At 61.6% G+C, this 16,077-nt stretch carries 14 protein-coding genes; all 14 read right to left on the bottom strand.

What is annotated here, in order from left to right:
* Positions 1-46: 46 nt before the first annotated feature.
* The 14 genes from dtd to hutC all read right to left on the bottom strand — a co-directional run bounded on the left by dtd (position 47) and on the right by hutC (position 16,011).
* Entirely contained in the window at positions 47-484 is a 438-nt protein-coding gene (gene dtd, locus DNK50_RS05405; RefSeq protein ID WP_112193036.1) for a D-aminoacyl-tRNA deacylase, read from the bottom strand.
* Complete coding sequence (gene pip, locus DNK50_RS05400) at positions 481-1,452, bottom strand: prolyl aminopeptidase (protein ID WP_099583838.1); 972 nt, start codon at positions 1,450-1,452, stop codon at positions 481-483. Before pip ends, dtd begins: the two co-directional genes overlap by 4 nt.
* 188 nt (positions 1,453-1,640) lie before the next feature.
* Entirely contained in the window at positions 1,641-2,441 is an 801-nt protein-coding gene (hutG, locus tag DNK50_RS05395; protein ID WP_112193035.1) for an N-formylglutamate deformylase, read from the bottom strand.
* 11 nt (positions 2,442-2,452) lie between these two features.
* Positions 2,453-3,658 carry an imidazolonepropionase gene (gene hutI / locus DNK50_RS05390; RefSeq protein WP_112193034.1) on the bottom strand — a complete coding sequence of 402 codons (1,206 nt, stop codon included), beginning with the start codon at positions 3,656-3,658 and terminating at the stop codon, positions 2,453-2,455.
* Between the two features lie 15 nt (positions 3,659-3,673).
* Positions 3,674-5,083: an amino acid permease gene (locus DNK50_RS05385; protein WP_099583843.1), complete on the bottom strand. Its 1,410-nt coding sequence runs from the start codon at positions 5,081-5,083 to the stop codon at positions 3,674-3,676.
* A 109-nt stretch (positions 5,084-5,192) separates the two neighbouring features.
* Entirely contained in the window at positions 5,193-6,725 is a 1,533-nt protein-coding gene (hutH, locus tag DNK50_RS05380) for a histidine ammonia-lyase (protein ID WP_112193033.1), read from the bottom strand.
* Positions 6,726-6,766: 41 nt separating this feature from the next.
* The gene (gene hutH / locus DNK50_RS05375; RefSeq protein WP_112196895.1) at positions 6,767-8,275 is read right to left on the bottom strand and encodes a histidine ammonia-lyase; all 1,509 of its coding nucleotides are present in this window, start codon (positions 8,273-8,275) and stop codon (positions 6,767-6,769) included.
* A 136-nt stretch (positions 8,276-8,411) separates the two neighbouring features.
* The gene (locus DNK50_RS05370) at positions 8,412-9,236 is read right to left on the bottom strand and encodes a glycine betaine/L-proline ABC transporter ATP-binding protein (protein WP_112193032.1); all 825 of its coding nucleotides are present in this window, start codon (positions 9,234-9,236) and stop codon (positions 8,412-8,414) included.
* A complete protein-coding gene (locus tag DNK50_RS05365) occupies positions 9,233-10,084 on the bottom strand; it encodes a proline/glycine betaine ABC transporter permease (protein WP_053140441.1) in 852 nt (283 codons plus the stop codon). Before DNK50_RS05365 ends, DNK50_RS05370 begins: the two co-directional genes overlap by 4 nt.
* 71 nt (positions 10,085-10,155) lie before the next feature.
* A complete protein-coding gene (locus tag DNK50_RS05360) occupies positions 10,156-11,121 on the bottom strand; it encodes an ABC transporter substrate-binding protein (protein ID WP_112193031.1) in 966 nt (321 codons plus the stop codon).
* A 68-nt stretch (positions 11,122-11,189) separates the two neighbouring features.
* The gene (locus DNK50_RS05355) at positions 11,190-12,635 is read right to left on the bottom strand and encodes a cytosine permease (RefSeq protein ID WP_099583849.1); all 1,446 of its coding nucleotides are present in this window, start codon (positions 12,633-12,635) and stop codon (positions 11,190-11,192) included.
* An 80-nt stretch (positions 12,636-12,715) separates the two neighbouring features.
* Positions 12,716-14,419, bottom strand: a complete 1,704-nt coding sequence (hutU, locus tag DNK50_RS05350) for a urocanate hydratase (RefSeq protein WP_112193030.1) — start codon at positions 14,417-14,419, stop codon at positions 12,716-12,718.
* 324 nt (positions 14,420-14,743) lie between these two features.
* The gene (locus DNK50_RS05345; protein WP_112193029.1) at positions 14,744-15,304 is read right to left on the bottom strand and encodes a HutD family protein; all 561 of its coding nucleotides are present in this window, start codon (positions 15,302-15,304) and stop codon (positions 14,744-14,746) included.
* Positions 15,301-16,011: a histidine utilization repressor gene (gene hutC / locus DNK50_RS05340; protein ID WP_244653868.1), complete on the bottom strand. Its 711-nt coding sequence runs from the start codon at positions 16,009-16,011 to the stop codon at positions 15,301-15,303. Before hutC ends, DNK50_RS05345 begins: the two co-directional genes overlap by 4 nt.
* Positions 16,012-16,077: the final 66 nt, after the last annotated feature.

Genomic DNA, 16,077 nt, shown 5'->3' with positions numbered 1-16,077 from the left:
AGCGAAATCCTGCGTTTTTAGGCATTAAGCGTCGTTTTTAATACATTCACACCTGTAACAAAAATGTCACAGGGCCATCATTGACTAAATGCACCTGCATGTCGGCGCCAAAACGCCCCGACGCCACCTTGTCATGCAATTGTTGCGCTTGTAACAGCAAGTGATCAAAAAGCGCCGCTCCCAGGGCCGGCGGGGCCGCTGTGGAGAAGCTTGGCCGCAGCCCGCTCTTGGTATCCGCCGCCAACGTAAACTGCGACACCAGCAGCAAACCGCCGCCGATATCCTTGAGAGACAGGTTCATCTTGCCTTCGTCGTCGCTGAATACCCGGTAGTTGAGCAATTTGTGCAGCAACTTATCGGCGCTCTCCGGCGTATCTGAAGGCTCAACGGCCACCAGCACCAGCAAGCCCTGGTCGATGGCGCCGACAACCTCGCCCGCCACCTCGACACGGGCGCCACGCACCCGTTGCAACAAGCCCTTCATGCTTCTTCTGGCGGCAGATCAAGCAGGCGCCGTGCCATCTCGCCGGTCGCGCGGACCAACGCATCGGTAATGCCGGGCTCGGACGCCGCATGACCCGCTTCGCGAATCACCTGCAATTCACTGTTGGGCCAAGCCTGATGCAACTCCCACGCGTTATCCAACGTGCAGATCATATCGTAGCGGCCATGGATGATTACGCCAGGCAGATGGGCGATCTTGTGCATGTCGCGAATCAGTTGGTTGGGTTCCAGGAAGGAATTGTTGGTGAAGTAGTGGCACTCGATCCGGGCGATGGACAAGGCGCGCTGCGGTTCGGAAAAACGCTCCACATGCTGCGGGCTTGGGCACAGGCCCAGCATGCGCCCTTCCCAGCCGGACCAGGCTTTGGCCGCGTGCATCTGGGCGATCTGGTCGTTGCCGGTCAGGCGCTTGTGATAGGCGGCGATCATGTCGTGACGCTCGTCCGCGGGGATCGGCGCAAGGTAGTCCTGCCAGTAGTCCGGGAACAAGCGGCTGGCGCCAGCCTGGTAGAACCATTCGATGTCCTGCGGACGCGCCAGGAAAATGCCGCGCACGATCAGGCCATGCACACGCTCAGGGTGGGTTTGCGCGTAGGCCAGAGCCAACGTGGAGCCCCAGGAGCCGCCAAACAGCACCCATTTTTCTATACCCAAGTGCTCGCGGATACGCTCAAGGTCGGCGACCAGATCCCAGGTCGTATTGTTTTCCAGGCTGGCGCGGGGCGTGGAGCGCCCGCAACCGCGCTGGTCGAAGGTGACGATGTGGTAGAGATTGGGATCGAAATAGCAGCGACTCTGGGCGTCGCAACCGGAACCAGGGCCACCGTGAATGAAGACGACAGGCAGGCCTTCGGGGGAGCCACTTTCATCGACATACAGGGTGTGGGTGTCATCGACTGCCAGATCGTGCCGGGCGTAGGGTTTGATCTGCGGGTACCAAGTCTGCATTGCGCGCTCCGTAGGGGGTCGGGTTCATCCCTGGGGGGACGTCTTTTATTGTGCCGTCTGGCACTATAAACCCGAATTGTGCAATGAGCATGTCCTTGAGCGCTTAGACCTGTGTCAGTCGTTCGCCACGTACACAAAACCTGTAGGAACGGGCTTGCTCCCACATTGGTTTTGTGGAGTGTCCAGGTTCAGCTGTAGCGCTTTTTCCCCCAGTTCAGCAGACCTTCCAGCAGTTGCTTCAACACCACCCGCGTCGGCTCAGCCAGATCCGCGCGATACCTAAACGGCTCGACCTCTTCCATATAAGTGCTCTGGCATAACTCCAACTGCACCGCATGGATATCCTGCGCCGGGTTGCCGTAATGCCGGGTGATATGCCCGCCCTTGAAACGCCCGTTCAACACATGGCTGTACTGCGGATACTGCGCGCAGATGACTTCCAGTTGGCTGGCCAGTTTCGGGTCACAGGCGGCGCCGTTGAAGGTGCCGAGGTTGAAGTCCGGCAGTTTGCCGTCGAACAGGTGCGGGATTACCGAGCGGATCGAGTGCGCATCGAACAGCAGCGCGTAGCCGAACTCGGCCTTGAGCCGTGCCAGTTCCTCTTGCAGCGCCCGGTGATACGGGCCCCAGATTTTTTGCAGGTAGCTGGCGCGCTCTGCCTCGCTCGGCTCCAGGCCTTCACGGAACAACGGCACACCCTCGAACAGCGTGGCAGGGTACAGGCCGGTGGTGGCGCCGGCGTACAGGGGTTTGTCGTCGGACGGCCGGTTGAGGTCGATGACAAAGCGCGAGTACTGCGCCGAGAGCGTGCTGGCGCCCAGTTCCTCGGCAAAGTCGTACAGCGCGGGGATATGCCAGTCGGTGTCCGGCAAGCTTTTTGCCTCGTCGATCAACCCGGCTTCCACCGCAGGCGTCAGGCGCAGGCCGGCGTGGGGCATGCTGATCAGCAGCGGCGTGCGGCCTTGTTTGAAGTTCAGAACCTTATCCACAACAGCACTCCTTACACAGTGACATCGACGCCATGGCGCACGACGCGTTTATCCAGATCGCCGCCCAGCCAGTAGGCCAGGTCGGCGGGTCGATCGATCTGCCACGCCACAAAATCCGCCACCTTGCCCACTTCCAGCGAGCCATGGGTCTCGCCCATGCCCAGCGCAGTGGCCGCATGTTGGGTGGCGCCGGCCAAGGCTTCTTCGGGGGTCATGCGGAACAGGGTGCAGGCCATGTTCAGCATCAGGCGCACCGAGAGTGCCGGCGAGGTGCCGGGGTTGAGGTCGCTGGCGATGGCGATTTTCACGCCGTGTTTGCGCAGGGCGTCCATCGGCGGCAGTTGGGTTTCGCGCAGGAAGTAGAACGCCCCCGGCAGCAGCACGGCGACAGTGCCCGACGCAGCCATGGCGATGGCATCTGCTTCGGTCATGAACTCCAGATGGTCCGCCGACAACGCGTGATAACGCGCCGCCAGGCTGGAGCCATGCAGCGACGACAGCTGCTCGGCATGCAGCTTTACTGGAAGGCCGAGTTGCTGAGCGACCTTGAACACCCGCTCCACCTGCTCGGTGGAAAACGCCAGGTATTCGCAAAAAGCATCCACGGCGTCTACCAACCCTTCGGCTGCCAGCTTCGGTAGCATCTCGCTGCAGATATGCTCGATGTAATCGTCGGCGCGGTCCTTGTACTCCGGCGGCAGGGCATGGGCCGCCAGGCAGGTGGCGCGCACGCTGACCGGCAGTTCGCCGCCGAGGCGCCGGGCCACCCGCAGCATCTTGCGTTCGTTGGCCAGGTCCAGGCCGTAACCGGACTTGATCTCCACCGTGGTCACGCCGTCGCGCAGCAGGCTGCGCAGGCGTTTTTCAGCACTGGCAAACAGTTCATCTTCTGTCGCAGCGCGGGTGGCGCGCACGGTGCTGGCGATACCACCGCCCTTGGCCGCAATCTCGGCATAGCTCACGCCCTCAAGGCGCTGCTCGAATTCGCCACTGCGATTGCCACCAAACACCGTGTGGGTGTGGCAGTCGATCAGCCCGGGGGTGACCCACGCGCCTTGCAGGTCATGCACCTGGGCGTAGTCCGCCGTCGGCACTTGGCTGCGCGGGCCGATCCACTCGATGAGTGAGCCGGCAGTGACCAAGGCAGCATCCTCGATGATCGAGTAGTGACCACCAGCCATGGTTGCAACGTGGCAGTGTTGCCAAAGGGTTTTCATCAACGCCTCCCTAAGTTATCGATGAGACACAGCCGGGTCGTAATGGACCTTGGCCGCTTGCCCGGCGGCGGGCTTGACCCACAGCAGGTAGGCAACGACCAGCAGCACGATCCACACGGCGCCGACCAACAAGGCTGCCTGGGTGTCCGGGAAGTAACCCAGCACACCAAATACAAACAGCATGAAGACGATGGCCGCCGCTGGCGCATAGGGCCAGAACGGCACCGGGAATTTCAGCTCGGCGACCTGTTCTTTGGTCATCGAGCGACGCATCGCGACCTGGGTGAACAGAATCATCAGCCATACCCACACCGTAGCGAAGGTCGCAATCGAGGCAATCACCAGGAACACGTTTTCCGGGATCAGGTAGTTGAGCAGCACGCCGCCGAGCAGCGCTGCGCCCATCACCACCACGGTCATCCACGGCACGCCCTGCCTGGACAGCTGGGCAAACCCCTTTGGCGCCTGCCCTTGTTGAGCCAGGCCGTACATCATGCGCCCGGCGCCGAAGATGTCACTGTTGATCGCCGAAACTGCCGCCGAGATCACCACAATGTTGAGGATGGTCGCCGCCGAGCCGATGCCCAGGTTGCTGAAGATCTGCACGAACGGGCTGCCCTGGCTGCCGATCTGCGGCCATGGGTAGATGGCCATCAGCACAAACAGAGTCAGCACGTAGAACAGCAGGATGCGCAGCGGCACAGCGTTGATCGCCTTGGGGATCACGCGCTGCGGGTCTTTGGCCTCACCGGCGGTGATGCCGATGATTTCGATACCGCCGAACGCGAACATCACCACCGCGAACGAGGCGATCAGGCCACCGACGCCGTTGGGCATAAAGCCGCCGTGGGCCCAAAGATTGCTAAGCCCGCTGGCCTGGGTCTCGCCTGCCGAGTGGATGCCGAACAGCATGATGCCGAAACCGCCGAGGATCATCGCCACGATGGCGCCAACCTTGAGCAGCGACAGCCAGAACTCCATCTCGCCAAACACTTTGACGTTGCACAGGTTCAGGCCGCCGATCAAAAACACGATGCCAAGCACCCAGACCCAGCGCGCCACCTCGGGAAACCAGAAGCCCATATAAATGCCGAACGCGGTGACGTCGGCAAGGCAGACGATGATCATTTCAAACGCGTAGGTCCAGCCGAGGATAAACCCGGCCATTGGGCCCAGGTAGGTGCTGGCGTACTGGCCGAAAGAGCCGGACACCGGATTGTGCACGGCCATTTCACCGAGGGCGCGCATCACCATGAAGACCGCGGCGCCGCCAATCAGGTAGGCCAGCAGCACGGCGGGGCCGGCCATCTGGATGGCTGACGCGGAGCCGTAGAACAGCCCGGTGCCGATGGCCGACCCCAGTGCCATGAAGCGAATATGTCGGGCGCTGAGGCCGCGTTTCAAACCCTTTTCTTGCTGGTGCATTTCTCGTCCTTAATTATTTTTATCCTGAGAAAATTAAAATCCGCGCTCGGTACAACTGCTTTTTTGTGGTGAGCGGGCTTGCCCGCTCACCACAGAGAGCGAGTGTCGCTTACAGGCTCGGCAACAACTTCGCCGGCACCAGCTCATTCAGACAGCGGCTGGCGAGCAGTTCGCTGGCGGCGATGATGTCCGGGGCGAAGAAACGGTCCTTGTCGTAGAACGCCACTTTGGCGCGCAGAATGCCCCGCGCTTTTTCCAGCTTTGGCGAGGTCTTCAGGCCTTCGCGCAGGTCCAGGCCCTGGCACGCGGCCAGCCACTCGACGGCGAGGATGCCACGGGTGTTCTCGGCCATTTCCCAGAGGCGCTTGCCCGCAGCGGGGGCCATGGACACGTGGTCTTCCTGGTTGGCGGACGTCGGGATGCTGTCGACGCTATGGGGATGGGCCAGCGCCTTGTTTTCGCTGGCGAGCGCAGCGGCCGTCACCTGGGCGATCATGAAGCCTGAGTTCACGCCGCCATTGCCCACCAAAAACGGCGGCAGTTGCGACATGTGCTTATCCATCATCAACGAGATACGGCGCTCACTGAGCGAGCCGATTTCGGCGATGGCCAACGCCATGTTGTCGGCGGCCATGGCGACCGGTTCGGCATGGAAGTTACCGCCGGAAATCACATCGCCTTCAGCCGCGAACACCAGCGGGTTGTCCGACACGGCGTTGGCTTCGACCACCAACACGTCGGCGGCCTGGCGGAATTGGGTCAGGCACGCGCCCATCACTTGTGGCTGGCAGCGCAGGGAATACGGGTCTTGCACCTTGTCGCAGTTCTGGTGCGACTGGGACACCTGGCTACTGTCGCCGAGCAGGTCGCGGTAAGCGGCAGCCGAATCAATCTGCCCGCGTTGGCCGCGAGCGGCGTGAATGCGGGCGTCGAACGGCGAGCGCGAGCCCAGCACCGCCTCTACAGTCAGGCCGCCACAGGCCAGGGCGCCGGCGAACAGATCTTCACCTTCGAACAGGCCGCGCAGGGCATAAGCGGTGGACACCTGGGTGCCGTTGAGCAACGCCAGGCCTTCTTTGGCGGCGAGGGTCAGCGGCGTGAGGCCGGCAACTTTCAGCGCTTCGGTGGCTTCCAGCCATTCGCCTTTGTAGCGCGCCTTGCCTTCGCCCAGCAGCACCAGGGACATATGGGCCAGCGGCGCCAAGTCACCGGACGCACCGACCGAGCCTTTCAACGGAATATGCGGATAAACCTCGGCGTTGATCAGCGCGATCAGCGCGTCGATCACTTGCCGACGAATCCCGGAGAACCCACGGCTCAGGCTGTTGACCTTGAGCACCATGACCAGCCGCACCAGCGCATCGCTGATCGGCTCACCGACACCGGCGGCGTGTGACAGCACCAGCGAACGCTGGAGGTTTTCCAGGTCTTCGCTGGCGATGCGGGTCGAGGCCAGCAGGCCGAAACCGGTGTTGATGCCATAGGCGGTGCGGTTCTCGGCGAGAATCTGCTCCACGCAGGCCACACTGGCTTCGATCTGGGCCGAGGCACTGTCATCCAGACTGAGCGTCACCGGCTGCTGGTAGATGGCCCGCAGTTGGGCAAGGCTCAGTTGGCCTGGAATCAGATTTAGCGCAGTCACGTTCGTACTCCTTGTAAATTATTTTTCGAATAAATAGGTGTTCAGTGCAAATTGGGTAACACGGTGTCTTTGAGCAGCTTGGCGGCGGCTTCGATGTCCGGTGCCAGCCAGCGGTCCTGCTCGTAAGCCGGGACCACTTCACGCAGCAATCGCCAGGCGCGGTTGGTGCCTGCGCCGAAACGCTGGTCCTTCAGGAATTCAAATGCCTGGGCCGCCAACAAGTATTCGATGGCGAGGATCTGGGTAACGTTGGCCAACAGTTGATGCAGCTTGAGCGCGGCGTTGGTGCCCATACTCAAGTGGTCTTCCTGCAGGCCCGAGGTGACAAAGTTGTCGAGCACCGCCGGCTGCGCCAGCTGACGGTTTTGCCCACACAGCGATGCGGCGACGTATTGCACGATCATCATCCCGGAGTTGACGCCTGGGTTGCTCACCAGGAAGGCCGGCAAGCCACTGACGTGGGGGTTGATCAAACGGTCGAGGCGGCGCTCGGCCACCGAGCCGATCTCGGCCATGGCGATGGCGAGCAGGTCAGCGGCCAAGGCGACGGACTGGCCGTGCGGGTTGGCCTGGGATACCACGCGGTAGCTGTCCGGCGTGCCGAGCAGCAACGGGTTGTCAGTGGCGCTGTTGAGCTCGGTCTCGATCTGGCGGGTGGCGTGCTCCACTTGGTCCCGCGCCGCGCCGTGGATCTGCGGGATCGAGCGGATGCTCAGGGCGTCCTGGGTGCGAATGCCTTTGCTGCTGGCGATCACTTCACTGCCGTCGAGCAACGCACGCAGGTTGAGGCCAACGCGCTGCATGCCGGGGTGCGGCTTGAGGGCGATGATTTCTTCATCGAAGGCGTCGATCTGACCGCGCTGGGCTTCGAAACTCATGGCACCGATCACATCGGCCCATTGCAGCAGGTGATGGGCATCAGCCAGGGCCAGGCAGCTCAGGCCGGTCATGCACGGCGTGCCGTTGACCAGGCACAGGCCGTCTTTGGCGCCAAGCACTACGGGTTGCAAGCCTTCAGCCTGCAAGGCGGCTTGTGCGGTCACGATCTGGCCGCGATAGCTCACTGTGCCGACACCCAACAACGTCACGCCGACATGAGCCATATGGGTCAGGTAACCCACCGAACCCTGGGACGGCACTTGCGGCGTAATGCCGTGATTGAGCAGCGCCAGCAACGCCTGCACTACCTGCGGGTGCAGGCCGGACTTGCCGTGGCTGTAGTTGATGATGGCCGCGCAGATGATTGCGCGGGTCTGCTCATCGCTGAGCACCGGGCCGACACCGCAGGCGTGGCTCAGCAGGGTATTGCGCGACAGTTGGCTGAGTTGCTCGCCCGCAAGCGACACATTGCACAGCGCGCCCAGGCCGGTGTTCACGCCATAGGCGCGTTCGCCGCTGGTAACGATGCGCTGCACGATGGCCTGGGCATTGTCGATCCGCGCCCAGGCCTGGCCGGAGAGTTCGAGGACGGCGCCGTGGCGGGCGACGGCGACGACGTCCTGCCAGTGCAGGAGGGTGTCGGCGATGGTGATTTTTGTTGCCTGGGACATCTTCATACCTTCTTTAATGCTTGTGCAGGCTTACCGGCCCTATCGGGGGCAAGCCCCCTCCCACATTTGGAATGCGATCCCCTGTGGGAGGGGGCTTGCCCCCGATAGGGCCAGCAGCCTCACCACCAAACCCGGATCAGACCACCGCCGCGCGCCGCTGAACAAACCGGTCCACATACTCATCCGCCGGCGAATGCAGGATTTCCCGAGGCGTGCCGACCTGGATCAGCTTGCCGTCCTTGAGGATCGCGATGCGGTTGCCAATGCGCACCGCTTCGTCGAGGTCGTGGGTGATGAACACGATGGTCTTGTGCAGGGTCTTTTGCAGCTCCAGCAACTGGTCCTGCATCTCGGCACGGATCAGCGGGTCGAGGGCGCTGAAGGCTTCGTCCATCAGGATGATGTCGGTGTCGGCCGCCAAGGCGCGGGCCAGGCCCACACGTTGGCGCATGCCGCCGGAGAGCTGGTGCGGGTATTTGTTTTCGTAGCCCTTGAGGCCCACGGTTTCGATCCAGTGCAGTGCACGTTCGGCGCACACCTGCTTGGTTTCGCCACGCACCTTGAGGCCGTAGGCGACGTTGTCGAGCACGCTTTTGTGGGGCAGCAGGCCGAAGCTCTGGAACACCATGCTGATCTTGTGCCGACGGAATTGACGCAGCGCGTCCATGTCCAGTTGCAGGATGTCTTCGCCGTCCACCAGGATCGCGCCGCTGGTGGGGTCGATCAGGCGGTTGAAGTGGCGCACCAGGGTCGACTTGCCGGAGCCCGACAGGCCCATGATCACGAAGATCTCACCGGTGCCGATGCTCAGCGACAGGTCGTTCACGCCGACCACGCAACCGGTCTCGGCCAGCACCTGGTCCTTGGTCTTGCCCTGCCCGACCATCGCCAGCGCGTCCTTGGAGCGGGTGCCGAAGATCTTGAAGACGTTTTTGACTTCGATTTTGCTGACAGTCGTCATTTGCTCGCCTCATGCCGTGGACGGCCATAGGCCTGGGTAATGCGGTCGATGACCACTGCAAGAATCACAATCGCCAGCCCCGCTTCAAGGCCACGGCCAACGTTGAGGGTCTGGATGCCGACCAGCACGTCTTCGCCCAAGCCACGGGCGCCGATCATCGAGGCAATCACCACCATCGACAACGCCATCATCGTGGTCTGGTTGATACCAGCCATGATGCTCGGCAGCGCCAACGGCAATTGCACACCAAACAGTTGCTGCCAGCGGTTGGCGCCGAAGGCGTTGATGGCTTCCATGACTTCGCCGTCAACCTGGCGAATGCCCAAGTCAGTCAGGCGAATCAGCGGCGGCGCGGCGTAGATCACTGTGGCGAAAATCGCCGGCACCTTGCCCAGGCCGAACAGCATCAGCACCGGGATCAGGTACACGAAGCTGGGCATGGTTTGCATGATGTCGAGCAGCGGCATCAACACCGAACGCAGGCGATTGCTGCGTGCCGAGAGGATACCCAACGGAATGCCGATCAGCACCGAGATCACCGTGGCAACCATCATCAAGGCCAGGGTCTGCATCAGCTTGTCCCACAGGCCAACCGCGCCCACCAGGAACAGCAAACCGACGATTACCGCCGTGGTCACTACCTTGCGCGTGGCGTGCCAGGCGACCGCGCCGACGATCGCCAGCATCAGCCACCAGGGTGCTGCGCGCAGCAGGCCTTCGAGGTTGACGATGGCCCACAGCAGCGTGTCGGAAATCTGCCGGAACACATCACCGTAGTTGGTGACCAGTGAATCCACCCAACCGTTGACCCAGTCGGCAATGGAAAACGTAAAACTCTCAGGAAACATAGCGTGCTCTCGATCCAATGGGTTGTGGCCAGTCGCCCGGCCACCCCTGAGGGTAGCCGGGCACACTTGACCTACAAGGCCGCGTCGATTTTCTTGGCTGCGTCTTCGCTTACCCAGGCGTGCCAGACTTCAGGATGTTCCTTGAGGAAGATCTTCGCCAGTTTCGGCGACTCAATGCGTTCCTTGGCCATGCGCCCCAGGTTCTGGTTCAGCAGGTCGATGGGCAGGTTGACCTTTTCCAGCACAGCCACCAGTTCCGGGGCTTGTTCGTGGAAGGTCTTGGACAGGCCGACCTTGATGCTCACGCTTTTATCCACACCGGGTTTTTCTTCGAGCTTGACCAGGTCGACCTGGCCCATCAGCGGCGTCGGCGACCAGTAGTAGAACAGGATCGGCTCGCCGCGCTTGTAGCTCGACAGCACCGCCGCATCCAGCGCCGGGCCGGTGCCTGGGCGGAAGTTGGTGTAGGTGCTTTCCAGGCCGTAGCTTTTGAGCATTTCGCTGTTGTCCAGCTCACAGGTCCAGCCGGCCGGGCAGTTGTAGAAGCGGCCTTTGGACGGCTCTTCCTGGTCCTTGAACACCGAGGCGTACTTGGCCAGGTCGGCGATGTGCTTGAGGTCCGGCGCTTTGGCTTCCAGCTTGCGCTTGGCGTCACCTTCGATCACATAGCGCGGCACGTACCAACCCTCGATGGCACCCACTACAGGTGCGCCGACGCCGACGACTTTGCCGGCCTTCTCGGCCTTGTTCCAGACTTCGCTGCGGCCGACCCATTCTTCGGCAAACACTTGGATGTCGTTGCTGCTCAGGGCGTTTTCCATGGTGATGGAGTTGCCTGGCAGGCTGTCGGTTTTGCAGTCGTAGCCTTTTTCCAGGACGGTTTGCAGGATGTCGGTGAGCAACATGCCGCTTTCCCAGTTCAGGCCTGCGAATTTCACCGGTTTACCCGACTCACACCAACCGGCCGCCTGGGCGCCAGCGCTGGCCAACAAGCCTGCAGAGAACAACGTGGTCAGCAGGGTCTTATGCATTTTCATTGTGTGACGCTCCCAATCATGAAATGGATTACGGCAGTCAAAAGGCGTCCTGCCTTGTCCACGTCCCATCAGGCCTGTGCAGCCAGCCCGGTTGTTGTTGGTGTAGCGCCCTGCTCTACCGGCAGGATCAATTGATCGGGCACCGTGCCGTGCCATTTTTTCGCACACAGGTAATACAGCGCGGCGGGCAGTACCAGGCCGATGATCCAGGAGATATCCACACCCCCAAGGGCGCTCACCAGCGGGCCGGTGTAGAACTTGGTGGCGATAAATGGCATCTGCACCAGCACACCGAAGACATAGACGCTGATACCCAGTGGGTTCCAGCGCCCGTAGCGACCCTTTGGATCAGCCAGTGCTGGCACGTCATAGCGCTCGCGCGTGATGCAGTAGTAATCCACCAGGTTGATCGCGCTCCAGGGCGTAAAGAACGCCAGCAGGAACAGAATGAAAGACTTGAACGCACCGAGGAACGAATGCTGGCCGAGCAACGCGATCAGGGTCGCCGTACCGACGATGGCCACCACGAACACCAGACGCTGCAGACGCGTAACCTCCAGGCGACCGCGAAAGCCGCTGATGATAGTCGCGATGCACATGAAGCTGCCGTAGGAGTTCAGCGTGGAGATGGTGACCTTGCCGAACGCGATGCTGAAATACAGCAACGCAGCGGTAGCGCCACTGCCGCCCAGGCCGACGATGTACGCCACCTCGTGACCGGCGAATTGCCCGTTGGCCATGGCCGCGGCAAACACGCCGAGAATCATCGCCACCTGTGCGCCAATCACTGAACCTGCGCCGGCGGCAAGAAAGGTTTTCACCGAAGACGTGCTGCTCGGCAGATAGCGCGAGTAGTCCGCCACGTAAGGCCCGAATGCGATCTGCCAGGAGGCGGCGAGGGATACCGCGAGCAAGAAACTGCTCCAGCTGAAATGGCGGATTTGCAGCAATGCACCAATGTCAGCCTGGCCCATCAGGCGACTGAACAGGTAAACGAAGGCAATCACACCAATGACGCTGGCGACGCGCCCGATGAAGTGGATCACCCGATAACCCAGCACCGTGACCAGCACGATGACACTGGCGAAAAGCAGGATGCCGATGCTGTCGCTGACCCCGAACAACTGGCCCAGCGCCTGACCGGACAGAACGGTGCCGGTTGCGGTGAAACCCAGGTACATCAGGCACACCAACACGATCGGAATGGCCGCGCCATACACACCAAACTGCACGCGGCTGGAGATCATCTGCGGCAGGCCCAGTTTGGGCCCTTGCGCCGCATGCAACGCCATGACGCCACCGCCGATCAGTTGACCAATCAACAGACCGATCAACGACCAGAACACATCACCGCCCAGCACCACGGCCAAGGCCCCGGTAACGATGGCCGTGATTTGCAGGTTGGCACCCAGCCACAGGGTGAACTGGCTCAAGAGACGACCGTGTCTTTCCGCTTCCGGGATGTAGTCGATCGAACGTTTCTCGATCAACGGGGTGGTGTCGTTTGCAGCCATGTCGATTCAACCTCTGATGGATTGTTTTGGTGTGCAATACCGTTCAAATGTGGGAGGGGCTTGCCCCCTCCCACATGGGGTTATTTGATCATCGGGAGATTGAGGCCCTGCTCCTTGGCGCAGTCGATGGCGATCTGGTAACCGGCGTCTGCGTGACGCATCACGCCGGTGGCCGGGTCGTTGTGCAGCACGCGGGCAATCCGCTCGGCGGCTTCGTCGGTGCCGTCGCAGACGATCACCATGCCCGAATGCTGGGAGAAGCCCATGCCGACGCCGCCACCGTGGTGCAGCGAGACCCAGGTCGCACCGCTGGCGGTGTTGAGCAAGGCATTGAGCAGCGGCCAGTCGGACACGGCGTCGGAACCGTCCTGCATAGATTCGGTTTCGCGGTTGGGGCTTGCCACCGAGCCGGAGTCGAGGTGGTCACGGCCGATTACCACCGGCGCCGACAGCTCGCCGCTGCGCACCATTTCGTTGAAGGCCAGACCGAGCTTGGCGCGCTGGCCCAGGCCGACCCAGCAGATACGCGCCGGCAGGCCCTGGAAGCTGATGCGTTCGCGGGCCATGTCCAGCCAGTTGTGCAGGTGGGCGTCGTCCGGGATCAGCTCTTTGACCTTGGCGTCGGTCTTGTAGATGTCTTGCGGGTCGCCCGACAGCGCAGCCCAGCGGAACGGGCCGATGCCACGGCAGAACAGCGGGCGAATGTACGCCGGTACGAAACCTGGGAAGTCGAACGCGTTTTCCACGCCTTCTTCCTGGGCCATCTGGCGGATGTTGTTGCCGTAGTCGAAGGTCGGGATACCTTGCTTCTGGAACTCCAGCATGGCTTTGACGTGGGCGGCCATCGACTGCTTGGCGGCCTTGATCACGGCAGCCGGCTCGGTCTTGGCGCGGGCGCGGTATTCGTCCCAGGTCCAGCCAGCGGGCAGGTAGCCGTTGAGCGGGTCGTGGGCGCTGGTCTGGTCGGTGACCATGTCCGGGCGCACGCCGCGCTTGACCAGTTCAGGCAGAATTTCTGCCGCGTTACCCAGCAGGGCGATGGAAATCGCTTTGCCTTCCTGGGTGTATTTGGCGATACGGGCCAGGGCGTCGTCGAGGTCAGTGGCTTGCTCGTCGACATAACGGCTGGCCAGACGGAAATCGATGCTGACCTGCTGGCACTCGATGTTCAGCGAGCACGCGCCGGCCAGTGTTGCGGCCAGCGGCTGTGCGCCGCCCATGCCGCCGAGGCCGGCAGTCAGGACCCAACGGCCCTTGAGGTTACTGTCGTAATGTTGGCGACCGGCTTCGACGAAGGTTTCGTAGGTACCTTGGACGATGCCCTGGCTGCCGATGTAGATCCAGCTGCCGGCGGTCATCTGGCCGTACATGGCCAGGCCCTTGGCATCCAGTTCGTTGAAGTGTTCCCAACTGGCCCAGTGCGGCACCAGGTTGGAGTTGGCGATCAACACACGCGGGGCGTTGCTGTGGGTCTTGAACACGCCGACCGGCTTGCCGGATTGCACCAGCAGTGTTTCGTCGTCGTTCAGGTTCGTGAGGCTCTCGACGATCTGGTCGTAGCACTCCCAGTTACGCGCAGCACGGCCAATACCGCCGTATACCACCAGTTCTTTCGGGTTCTCGGCCACTTGCGGGTCGAGGTTGTTCATCAGCATGCGCAGCGGCGCTTCGGTCAGCCAGCTTTTGGCGGTGAGCGTGTTACCGCGGGCGGCGCGGATTTCGACGTCACGGTATTTTGTAGGCCTAGTTTTCGAAAAATCGGTCACTGCTGGACTCCTCGGCATGGTGCGCGGACAGTGATGGTGCGAAGGAGAGTCTTACGCACACATCTTTACTTGTATGTACAAGCATATGCAATCGAGCGGCCAACTTGACGGGAGAGGTGTTGAGATTTTTTTAAAAAGCGCGTGCAAGCCTTGGAAATTAAGGCTTCGGGGCGTGTTGAAATTTCTTGCAGGGGGCTTTGGCAGCGAGGGCGGTTTGTCACGAGAGCATGGTTTTGCGCCACGCTGGGGCATTCGGTAACAAATTGGTGCGAGGGTTGGAAACAGATTTATGAGCGACACAAAAACAGATGTGGGAGGGGGCTTGCCCCCCTCCCATACTTTCTAACCGCGTGCGGTCAGTTCAATGATGCAACTGCGGCCACTGACCGAGATATCCAAAAGCCCAGTGTTACCGTCCACCTGCAGACAATCATGATGCCCGAGCTTCTCGCCCAGCACCCTCACCTCATCGGCAACACTGAACACCAACACCGTCTGCGCCGAACTGAAAAACCGCTGCACACCATCCACCCACTGCAAACGGGCGTGGTAACGCTCAGGCGAATAGATCAGGTTGAAATCGCGAATCGGCCCGGTGATCAATCGGCACGACACCTGGCTGTCACCCTTGAACGCGAACGGTTGCAGCGGTAACAGGCCGCGCTGCTCTTCACCGTCCACCGTCAACACCATGCCCGCGCCCTTGATTACGGTGATCACGCGCTGGTAGCCGGCGAAGGTCGAGAAGCCACCGGACTCGGCGATATCGGCAATCGACAGGCGCCAGCCGAAGCCATCCAAGCCGTCGCCGGCATCACGGCTGATTTCTTCGGTGCTGCCACCGCCGTTTTTCCACGGCATGCGGACGTAATCGGCGGCGCGCCAGACGGTGACTGCACTCATTTGCTGAACCGTCCTTCGAGGCTGTGACGGGAACCGGGGTGAATCAACCGTGCGGCAGTCACCGGCTGGCGACCGGACCAGGTACGGCGGCGAATCAACAAGCAAGGTTCATTGGGTTCGATCTGCAACAGCTGACATTCGGCAGCGTCAGCCAGGATCGCTTCAACCACGTGCTCGCCCTCGGTCAGCGGTGCGACCTGGTTGAGGTAGGCGTAGGGCGTTTGCTGGGTGAAATCCTGTTGCAGGTATTCCGGCGCGACCAGGGCGTTGACGAAACGGTCCTCGATTTGCACGGGAATGTCGTTCTCGAAATGCACGATCAACGAGTGGAACACGCGCCCGCCTTCACGCATTTCCAAGGCGACGGCGCGCTCGGAACCGGCGGCCTCTTCGCCCAGGTGGATGACTTGGCAAGTGTGTCGATGACCGCGGGAGGCGATCTCATCGGCAATGTTGTGCACTTCAAACAGCGCCGACTGGCTCTTGGGCTCGGCGACGAAGGTGCCGACGCCCTGCATGCGCACCAGCAAACCTTCTGCAGTCAGCTCGCGCAGGGCGCGGTTGATGGTCATGCGGCTGAAGCCCAGTTGGCTGACCAGTTCGCTCTCCGACGGCACGCGGTAATGGGGTGGCCAGTTGCCGTTGAGGATCTGCTGGCTGATCATCTGTTTGACACGGGCATACAAGGGCGCCGGACTTTCGTCCATGTGGGCAGCCAGCGAAGACTTGGCGGGCGGAGTCGGCACAGGGAATCCTTGCAGGGGGAAAAGATG

The sequence above is a fragment of the Pseudomonas sp. LG1E9 genome, from assembly GCF_003290225.1.
Lineage (GTDB): Bacteria > Pseudomonadota > Gammaproteobacteria > Pseudomonadales > Pseudomonadaceae > Aquipseudomonas > Aquipseudomonas cyclaminis.
This window is presented reverse-complemented; position numbering and strand designations above follow the sequence as displayed.

Excerpts from the sequence above, each read along its gene's own strand:
- dtd (WP_112193036.1), bottom strand. The coding sequence starts at position 484 with ATGAAGGGCTTGTTGCAACGGGTGCGTGGCGCCCGTGTCGAGGTGGCG.
- pip (WP_099583838.1), bottom strand. The coding sequence starts at position 1,452 with ATGCAGACTTGGTACCCGCAGATCAAACCCTACGCCCGGCACGATCTG.
- hutI (WP_112193034.1), bottom strand. The coding sequence starts at position 3,658 with ATGAAAACCCTTTGGCAACACTGCCACGTTGCAACCATGGCTGGTGGT.
- DNK50_RS05385 (WP_099583843.1), bottom strand. The coding sequence starts at position 5,083 with ATGCACCAGCAAGAAAAGGGTTTGAAACGCGGCCTCAGCGCCCGACAT.
- hutH (WP_112196895.1), bottom strand. The coding sequence starts at position 8,275 with ATGTCCCAGGCAACAAAAATCACCATCGCCGACACCCTCCTGCACTGG.
- DNK50_RS05370 (WP_112193032.1), bottom strand. The coding sequence starts at position 9,236 with ATGACGACTGTCAGCAAAATCGAAGTCAAAAACGTCTTCAAGATCTTC.
- DNK50_RS05365 (WP_053140441.1), bottom strand. The coding sequence starts at position 10,084 with ATGTTTCCTGAGAGTTTTACGTTTTCCATTGCCGACTGGGTCAACGGT.
- DNK50_RS05360 (WP_112193031.1), bottom strand. The coding sequence starts at position 11,121 with ATGAAAATGCATAAGACCCTGCTGACCACGTTGTTCTCTGCAGGCTTG.
- DNK50_RS05355 (WP_099583849.1), bottom strand. The coding sequence starts at position 12,635 with ATGGCTGCAAACGACACCACCCCGTTGATCGAGAAACGTTCGATCGAC.
- hutU (WP_112193030.1), bottom strand. The coding sequence starts at position 14,419 with ATGCCGAGGAGTCCAGCAGTGACCGATTTTTCGAAAACTAGGCCTACA.
- DNK50_RS05345 (WP_112193029.1), bottom strand. The coding sequence starts at position 15,304 with ATGAGTGCAGTCACCGTCTGGCGCGCCGCCGATTACGTCCGCATGCCG.
- hutC (WP_244653868.1), bottom strand. The coding sequence starts at position 16,011 with ATGGACGAAAGTCCGGCGCCCTTGTATGCCCGTGTCAAACAGATGATC.